This is a genomic window from Lacticaseibacillus hulanensis (assembly GCF_004010095.1).
Lineage (GTDB): Bacteria > Bacillota > Bacilli > Lactobacillales > Lactobacillaceae > Lacticaseibacillus > Lacticaseibacillus hulanensis.
On record NZ_RRYD01000050.1, the window covers coordinates 1 to 8,739 of the forward strand.

General features: G+C 52.7%; 9 protein-coding genes. 3 read left to right on the top strand and 6 right to left on the bottom strand.

Annotated elements, in window-relative coordinates; genetic code table 11:
- Positions 1-356 precede the first annotated feature (356 nt).
- Together EKN00_RS10495 and EKN00_RS10500 are read right to left on the bottom strand one after the other, a co-directional pair.
- Positions 357-1,349 (bottom strand): D-2-hydroxyacid dehydrogenase, encoded by a 993-nt coding sequence (locus EKN00_RS10495; RefSeq protein WP_127850196.1) that lies wholly within the window; start codon positions 1,347-1,349, stop codon positions 357-359.
- 258 nt (positions 1,350-1,607) lie between these two features.
- A complete protein-coding gene (locus tag EKN00_RS10500) occupies positions 1,608-2,105 on the bottom strand; it encodes a methylated-DNA--[protein]-cysteine S-methyltransferase (RefSeq protein WP_127850197.1) in 498 nt (165 codons plus the stop codon).
- Between the two features lie 279 nt (positions 2,106-2,384).
- On the opposite strand from EKN00_RS10500, the gene EKN00_RS10505 reads away from it, so the two are divergent.
- Together EKN00_RS10505 and EKN00_RS10510 are read left to right on the top strand one after the other, a co-directional pair.
- Positions 2,385-3,443 (top strand): D-alanine--D-alanine ligase family protein, encoded by a 1,059-nt coding sequence (locus tag EKN00_RS10505; RefSeq protein WP_127850198.1) that lies wholly within the window; start codon positions 2,385-2,387, stop codon positions 3,441-3,443.
- Positions 3,444-3,584: 141 nt separating this feature from the next.
- On the top strand, positions 3,585-4,100 hold the full coding sequence (locus EKN00_RS10510) for a GNAT family N-acetyltransferase (RefSeq protein ID WP_164848119.1): 516 nt from the start codon (positions 3,585-3,587) through the stop codon (positions 4,098-4,100).
- A 79-nt stretch (positions 4,101-4,179) separates the two neighbouring features.
- Here EKN00_RS10510 and EKN00_RS10515 read toward each other — a convergent pair whose 3' ends face one another.
- From EKN00_RS10515 to EKN00_RS10530, 4 genes are read right to left on the bottom strand one after another with little or no spacing between them, the layout of a single operon-like run.
- The gene (locus EKN00_RS10515) at positions 4,180-5,187 is read right to left on the bottom strand and encodes a hypothetical protein (protein WP_127850200.1); all 1,008 of its coding nucleotides are present in this window, start codon (positions 5,185-5,187) and stop codon (positions 4,180-4,182) included.
- Positions 5,188-5,203: 16 nt separating this feature from the next.
- A complete protein-coding gene (locus EKN00_RS10520; protein WP_127850201.1) occupies positions 5,204-6,202 on the bottom strand; it encodes a hypothetical protein in 999 nt (332 codons plus the stop codon).
- The gene (locus tag EKN00_RS10525) at positions 6,195-7,091 is read right to left on the bottom strand and encodes an ATP-binding cassette domain-containing protein (RefSeq protein ID WP_127850202.1); all 897 of its coding nucleotides are present in this window, start codon (positions 7,089-7,091) and stop codon (positions 6,195-6,197) included. The genes EKN00_RS10520 and EKN00_RS10525 overlap by 8 nt, the downstream gene beginning before the upstream one ends.
- Before the next feature lie 5 nt (positions 7,092-7,096).
- Entirely contained in the window at positions 7,097-7,459 is a 363-nt protein-coding gene (locus EKN00_RS10530) for a GntR family transcriptional regulator (RefSeq protein ID WP_127850203.1), read from the bottom strand.
- Positions 7,460-7,673: 214 nt separating this feature from the next.
- On the opposite strand from EKN00_RS10530, the gene EKN00_RS10535 reads away from it, so the two are divergent.
- Positions 7,674-7,907 (top strand): hypothetical protein, encoded by a 234-nt coding sequence (locus EKN00_RS10535; RefSeq protein WP_127850204.1) that lies wholly within the window; start codon positions 7,674-7,676, stop codon positions 7,905-7,907.
- Positions 7,908-8,739 lie beyond the last annotated feature (832 nt).

Sequence of the window (8,739 nt, forward strand, 5' to 3'; positions counted from 1 at the left end):
TTTGATCTCGGCATCTAAATAACCTCCATTTAGAGATGTAGATATTTAGGTGTCTCCTCAACGCGTACCATAACAGACACACGACATATTTTTTAATATGCGCAATTATTTAGTCAGAATCCAGTAGCCATGCCTGTTTCACGAGTTTCATGCGCCTATTTTTAAATATGTCGTGTGTCGTTAGCCAGTTCTCGCGTTTTGGTTCCTAACCCGTAAAATCTGTTTGCCAAACACAAAATGCCCGCCAAAGTTGCGCAACAACTTTAGCGGGCATTTTGTTGGTGATATTGATGTGTATCTGTAACTATCCGGCTGCGCTGATTGGCTGATGACCCGGACTAACTTTGCTTTAATGATTAATCGTAATTGACTTCGTTTTCTGCCTTGCCATCGTTAATGAAGCCAGTCAGATTGTTCAAGGAGAATTCACACATGTTCCGGACGGCGGTCGCCGTGAAGTAGGCAATGTGCGGGCTCAGGACCACGTTTGGCATCTTGAGCATTTCGTCCCAGATTGGGTCGTTAAAGCTCCCTTGCTTTTCGAGGTTGAGCAAATCCTGTTCCTCGAATTCAAAGGTGTCAATCCCGGCTCCGGCAACCTTGCCGCTCTGCAGGTTGGCAAGCAGCGCCTTGGTGTCGATGAGATTACCGCGCGCAGTGTTCACGATGATGACGCCGTCTTTCATCTTGGCAAATGAATCGGCGTTAATCATGTGCGTGTTTTGCGGCAAGCCGGGCACGTGCAGGTCAATGATGTCACTTTGCGCGAGCAGTTCGTCTAGGCTGACGTAAGTGATGTCGCTGTTCTTCGCTGGATATGGGTCGTATGCGATGACCTTAGCGCCAAAGCCGTTAAAAATCTGGATGGCAGCCCGGCCAATCCGACCAGTCCCAATTACCCCGACCGTGGAGTGGCCAATCTCGCGACCCATGTAGTGCATTGCGCCGTTGTAGTCATTATTTTGCAGGTGCTGTTCAACCTGACCCAGATTGCGGGCGAGGTGCATCACCATCGTAACCGCAAATTCAGCGATGGCACTTGGCGAGTATGCGGGCACGTTGCTGACGCGAACACCGGCCTTCTTGGCCCCCGCGAGATCAATGTTGTCGAGGCCGACATTACGGATGGACAGGAAGTTAATTCCACGGTCCGCCATCATTTGGAACAGTTTTGCAGAGTACGGCACCGTCTGCAGGCACGTAATCCCCTGCGTGCCATCCGCAGCCAAACTGAGAGTTTCTTCGTTCAGCGTTTGCGTGAAAATCTGCATTTCGTTACCGGTCCGCTGTGCCCAAGCTTCCAAAAATGGCTTTTCGTCTACTCGGGTACCAAAAGATGCTAGTTTCATAAAAATCCTCCTATTGTCTTTGGTCCTACTTGGGTAAAATTGCCGCCGCAATATCGGCTTAGCTGCGCGCCTAGTGCGTATGTAAATGCCAAAACGCGTGCATTCACCGGCAGCGTCGGCAAAATTACCCTGCGTTATTCTGGGTGACCACAGCCAATCCGCAGCCACCCTGTTGCGACGTTACTAGCCGAACGCTGCGGATTAACGGCGTTCGGTCAGTCCATGAACGTCCCTACACTTTTAATTGTACGACTTTGCCTAGGCAAATTGCGATTCAAGGGCGATTAAACTTTCTTTCATTTTTTTGCCACCACGATACTGACCGGTGCCGCCCGCTTTAGGTACAACCCGGTGACACGGCTGCACCACCAGCAGGGGATTGCTGGCAACCGCATGGGCAATCGCGCGCACCGCACTCGGCATCTGCATCTTATCCGCAAGCTGGCTGTACGTCACCGTCTGGCCGTACGGAATTGACCGCAGCGCGGCGTAAACTTGCCGCTGAAAGGTCGTGCCGGTGACGGTATACAAGTTTGCCGGCAAAATTCGCGCTGCCCCTGTCAACAACGCGGTCATCCCCGCAGAAATTGGAACTGGAATTGCACCCAAAGTGTAGTGCGCATCCGTGTCCCGCAGCAATTTGCCGGCCACCTGCAGATCATCATCCGGTCCGCCGACAAACACCAATTTCGCCGCGGCCCACACCAGCAAGTACCGCTTCTCATCAAGGTTCAGCCAGTTATACGTGTAGTTCATGGTCCCACCCCTTCATTTACCATTGTACCGGTATTATAGCATTAATCACGAACATATGTACGTATCAAAACGGGCCCCAATTTGCTTGGTCGCCGCAAACGGTTGATCACGCGCCACGTTTGCCATCATCGACCCTAAATCACGCAATCATGCCATCCAAGTGTGTAAAAGTGCAAACATGCATTTTTCTAAAAATTCGGTTAAACCTACCGGAAGATAGCGTTTTTGTGGTAAACTTGAGATTCAAATGATACGGATAAATCACGGAGGTTTATATCCATGAAGATTTGCGTTTTAGCAGGTGGCCGGAGTACGGAACGAAATGTCTCCCTATCCAGCGGTACCCGCATCACCAAGGCTCTGCGGACAGCAGGCCACGATGCAACGCTCGTTGACTTATTCCTCGGCTACGATTTAAGCACGGTTGCCGACGTGAACGATGTCTTTGACGACGCGAACATCCCTGACACAATGGCCATTAGCGACGCCGTCCTCACCGACGACGACATCAACGCATTGCGGACAGACGGCACCACCCAACTTTTTGGTCCTGGCGTTCTCGAAATTGCCAAGGCTGCCGACATCGTGTACCTCGCTCTGCACGGCGGCGATGGGGAAAACGGGAAGGTTCAAGCCTACCTCGACCTCAACAACATTCGCTACACCGGTAGTGGTGCCCTTGCTTCCGGCATGACCATGAACAAGGTCATCAGCAAGAAAATCATGCTCCAAAGCGACATTCCCACCGCAGCCTTCAAGGAAGTACTCCGGGTCAATGGCGCCAAGCAGACCATGCCGTTTGGTTTTCCAATGATTGTGAAGCCAACCAGCGGCGGTTCCTCTGTCGGCATGACCATCGCGCACAACCAGGACGAACTCGAAGCGGGACTTGCGGAAGCATTCCGGTTCGATCCATCCGCCATTGTTGAAGAATACATCACCGGCCGGGAATTCTCCCTCGGGGTGGTGAACGGGCACGCCCTGCCCGCGATTGAGATTAAGGTGCACGACGGCTGGTACGACTTCGAGCACAAGTTCCAGCCCGGACACACCGACTTTATCACGCCACCCGAACTGGACGACGACACGCACAAGCGCATGCAGGACATCGCCGTGCGGACGCTCGACGTACTCGAGCTCCAGAACTACGCGCGTGTTGACTTCCTGCTCGATGCGGAAAACAACATCTTCGTTATCGAAGCCAACAACCTGCCCGGGATGACCCCACTGTCCCTGTTGCCACAAGAGGCGGAGGCAGACGGCATGACTTATGAAGAACTCGTGGATTCAATTGTCCGCGGTAAGATTGATTTGTACGAAAAGGGTTTGAACAACTAACCAAAAGCGTGCCTACCATAATTAGCGGAGGCACGCTTTTCATTTTGTGGCTTCACGCAGCGTAGTACAGTGCTCAGCCTGGGCATAACGTGCACACAGCGCTACAATTAGGCTAAATTATTTACGAAGAAGGTGCACACATTGCACATCGAACTTTTACCCGCCAGACCCGACCTCGCGCCGGACGTTTTTGCCGTTGTTGACGGCAGCCGGGATTTCATTAATGAGTGGCTACCGTGGGCGGAAGACACTAAAACTGTGGCGGATGAGGCGAACTTCCTCAAGCACATGGTTGACCAGGCGGTGGCCCAGCGCGCGTTCGGGTTCATCATCAGCGCTGATGGCCAAATTGTCGGCAGTATTGACCTGCACAACGTCAACCACGTCGATAAGCATGCCGAAATCGGCTACTTCCTGAGCCAATACGCGACCGGCCAGGGCATCATGCACAACGCCCTCGCCCAGATTGAACGGTTTGGCTTCCACGACCTGGGACTCAACAAGATTACCATCATGGCTGCCACGCAAAACACGCCGAGCCGGCTCGTCGCCGAACGCGGCGGCTATCACTTCGATGGTTACCTGCGTGACGAGCTGCTGTTGCACGGTCAATTCGTTGACTGCGCCGTTTATTCAAAGCTGGCACGCGAACAATAAGATTGATTTAACAATGACAAAAAAGGTAGAATGCACCGCAAATGGCCTAAACCGTTTGCGATGTGTTCTACCTTTTTTGTTAATTCAGGGTTTGCCGCCGTGAAGTGAAGACCTTGCGCAAGTACTCCGCCCCGAACCAGACGATTGCACCCATGATAATCAGTTCGACGTCGGGCCAGATTGCACGGACAACAACGTTGCCGTGCATGCTGTAGCGAATGTTAAACCCAATGAGCACGCACAATGCCCATACGCTAAAGGTCACAACCTGAGCACTTTTGCCCGTGAACGTTTCGCTGCGATTCTCCAGCGCCAGTGTGTGGTTCAATAAAAGGCCTAAAACATCCGCGCCCGCGATGATGGCCGCCCCGATAATTAGGGCTAACCAGTAATACTTGCCTGGATCCAAAATCGTGACCATTTTGGGCAATCCGCCACCGAACAGTGCCTCCGCGCCCGTAAAGCCCATCACGAGGACCAAGATTAACGCGAACCACGTGCGGCCAAACGCCGTTCCCAGTATTTGCCCAATCAGGTAGAATGCGGCAACCCAGATGACGTTATACAGCAGTATCAGTAGCGCGGCATTCACGCTCAATCCAACGTATCTAGCTGGAGAGTGCCCCAAGTAAACACCGAACTGAACCAGAACATTGATTATTGTCAGGCAGGCAAGCACGCCGGAAAAAGCCCACGTCCGCGCAGTGTAAATCTGTCTGCGGGTGAAACCAGCCTGCTCGATAAACGTCTGAAAGCTGGACTGGACGTCAAAGAATATCACCAGGATGCCCGCAAGCCCAGCGAGTAACATCATGAAGATCGACATCACGACGCCGCCATGGCTGCTTGGCACTGGGCCTGTGGTCGCAAAATAGTACGAGTAAGTTTGCGCAACATAATTTGCATAGCTTTGTTTATTGTCATCGCCGCGCACCAGTTCATTGAACACAGCGTGACTCTCCGGGCTATGATTGGCCAGTGCTTGGACCACCATCAGCACTGTGATAATGGCGGTTATCCCGCCAAGAAGCAGCATTATGGGCCGATAGCGCAACCACAGCAACCGCCATAATCGTTTATTTTTCATCACCAGTACCCTCTTTCTACTTAGCTCCCTGAATGCGCCGCAGCAAACCATCACCGCCGAGCCATAGTAGGGCCGCGACAACCATCAGTACCAGGCCAATAATCAGACCGGTAATGTCGCCCCGATCGTTACCAACACCAAGCATTACCCAAATTGCCACCAGTAGGATGCCAAGCGTGATTACCTTCGCACCCGCGACGGTGAACGCGCAATCCATGTCTTCAAGACGCACGTGGTTTGCAACGTAACCCTGAAGCGCCCACGTGAAAGCCAAGACTACTACGCCAAGCACCAACCAGCGCCAGTAATCAGTCGCGGGAGAATCGATGCGGAATCCGGAAAAGCTAAGATACAACCGATCCAGCGCCGCCGCGCCAACAATCACTAGAACAATTTGCATTACCGAAGCCATGAAGGTGCGCCCGAACACACTGCCAATCAATTGACCCAGGCCAAACGTAGCGTTCAACCAGACCACGTTGTACAGGATAATCAGGATTGCTACCCGCCAGTTCAGGCCAACATATTCGGAACCGACGATGACACCGTAGCCCGTAAACAGCACAAGCAGCTGCACAATCGCGATTGCACTAAACACGCCGGCAAACAACGCGGTGCGGTAGTAATAAAATGTCGTTCGCCGCCACCCTGCGCGCTCGCAAAAGGTCATAAACCCTCCGCGCAAATCGGAATTAGCAATCATGATGCCGGCCACCAGCGACAGCAGCAACAACAATAGCGATAGCACCACGCCCCCGTTAGCCATCGGGAAGAGGTCACCCTTATGCAGGAACGCGTAGAATGATTTGTTTGCCAGCACGTATTCGTGATAGTTCGGGCTGAACGCGCCCGGATCCTTGTGGTACGCCCGCAGATACTGCGCGTGGCTCAAAACGTAATCACCGTGCGAATTGCGCAGTAGAAACGCCGTAATCAACGCGCCCGCCACCGCAAGCACCCCAATTATTGCCCGATAGCGCAGCCACAGCAGTCGCCAAAGCCGTCGATCACGCATCAGCAATCTCCCCTTCCCGTGTCTTGCGGTATTCCAGCTTAAACAGGTCGGTTAGTTGCAACGGTAATTCTTCCGCCATCACGGGCTTGGTTGCAGCAAGCGCCGCGGAGATTTCGGCAGTATATTCGGGGAAAATCACCTCAAGCACGCGGCCGCGCCGGGAAATAATCCGTCCGTGTTGTTTGACCACATCCGGCAGCTCGTTGTGCTTGAACACCAGCTGCATTTTGACCGCCGTCGACCGGACATCTTCCAGCGTGTAAACCTGGCTAATTGTGCCGTGCTTCAAAAACGCCACCCGGTCCGCCAATCCATCCAGTTCGGCCAAGTTATGCGATGCAATCATGAACGTCCGGTCACCGCGCGATGCAGTATCAATGACCAAATCCAAAATTTGTTCACGCACAATGACGTCGAGCCCATCGAACGGCTCATCCAGCAAGATGAATTCTGCGTTCGTCGCCAGCGCGAGAACGACCAACACGTAGGCCCGATTCCCCTTGGACAGGCTGTTAAAAGTCGCATTCAGGTCCAGCTTGTTCTTGTTAATGAGCTGCTCAAATCGCTCGCGTGCAAATTGCGGGTACGCAGTTGCGTAAAAATCTGCCACCTTGCTCAGGCGTGAGGCACCAAAAAACAGGTTACCATCATCAAGAAAAACCATGTGTGGCCGCAACTTTGGTTCCTTAGCCAGGTTATGTCCATCCAGCAGCACGGTGCCGGCGTCAGGCTGATACGCAGCGGTGAGTGTACGCATTAGCGTCGTCTTCCCCGCACCATTACGCCCAACCAGCCCGAGAATCTCGCCCGTGTGCCAGGTCAAATTCACGTTTTGCAAAACCTGCTTGTGTCCGATTTTTTCCGTCAAGCCATCAATCTTAATTTCCATACCCATTACCCCTCAAAATGCGCCGCGAGCCATGTCTTAAGTGTTGCCTCGTCAACTCCCTGCGCCGTCGCCGTTACCACCAGCGCATCAAAGCGATTCTTCAATTCAACTTTTTCCGTCTGGCTCATCTTGCGCGGCCGTTGCGCGATGAACGAACCGCGACCTGGCTGCACTTCCATCACGCCGTCGAGCTCCAATTGCTTGTACGCCTTGGCCACCGTGTTCGGATTAAGCTGCTCGCTGCGCGCCATGTCGCGCACCGATGGTAACTTGTCTCCCGGCTGCAAAACGCCGCGGACAATCTGCTCTTTGATTTTTAGCACCAACCGCTCGTAATAAGCGAGGTGCCCCAGTTCGGCTGGATCCATATTTGTCCTCCTCCGGCCAGCGTCCCGGTCAACCCCCGGTCCGTTAACTCAGTTCCGTCTTACGTGTACTATACTAGTTAGTACACTTGGAAAATACAACCCCTAGCGCAAAATTTAATTATTACGTTCACCGCGTTACAACTTTTGGCCGATGTTGGCCCGTGAGCCATTGATTACACTTACAATATCAATCATTAAACTTGTGGAGGAGTGGATGACGATGAAGATACGCAGGTGGTTACTAATTGGCGCACTGCTACTATGGCTGGTCCCGAGCGTACTGTGTCTAGTTGGGATTATCACTGACACGCGCATCTCGGCCGCAATCCAATTGCCCGGGTTACTGTACCTAGCAATCCGAGGCGCAAAACTATATTGCCACGCCAACCGCATCAACGACGAAACGGCCTCCGAAGCAAAAAGCTTAAACAGTAAGACGCACAAGTAACCCCGCTGAGGTAGACCAGTGAGGAGGCTCCGCGTTGCGGGGTTTGGCCTCCGGGTCCGGGCTGGGCCTCGGGTGTGCTTCGCCGTGGTCGCTGTGGCGGTCGTCTGGAGCCGGAAAAGCTCCGTCTCCAGACTAAAAATTTAGCTTTGCATCGTCGCAGTTAGTATTCCGCGTGTACGATACTTAGCATGTTAACGCTCGTTTCACCTTATCACTCACGTTCACCGGCTCCTCAATGTAAATCTAAATTTTTCCCACAAGAATAGAGGCTGTGCTAACCGCAAAAACCTCGGTTGGCACAACCTCTATTCTTGTTGCCATAGCTACTGCGTGCGCATGTGAGTGAGTACGCATCAAAGATGCTACTCACTCAGCAAGCTGGGCGGCACACCCGAGACCCAGCCCGGACCCTCCGGCCAAACCCCACAACGCTCCGCTAGACAGTGGCATAAACCAAAATTTAGGATTATTTCCACGGAAGGCAACCCAACAAGTCCAAAGTAGCTACTTCTCAGTTTTGCATTTGAGCACTTTAACCACGTTGTAGCTACTGGGTGGGGTCGGTGCGCGTGTAGTGCAGTTGGGATTTTCCTGTGAAAGCTATGGTGAGAGAAGACCGGTGCGGTTTTTGCATTGGGCTTATCCACACCATAGCCGGCAAAAATTAAGACCCGCTAGGAAGAGCAAAGCTTCCCAGCAGGTCCTAACAATACGTATTAACCTGGATTATTCATAGAATTTCAAAAAAGCAGCGCAATCCCATGATTCACACGGGACTGCGCTGCTTTGGTGTTTCACCCATTGGGTGCGCCTATATGCTAAGGTTAAGTCG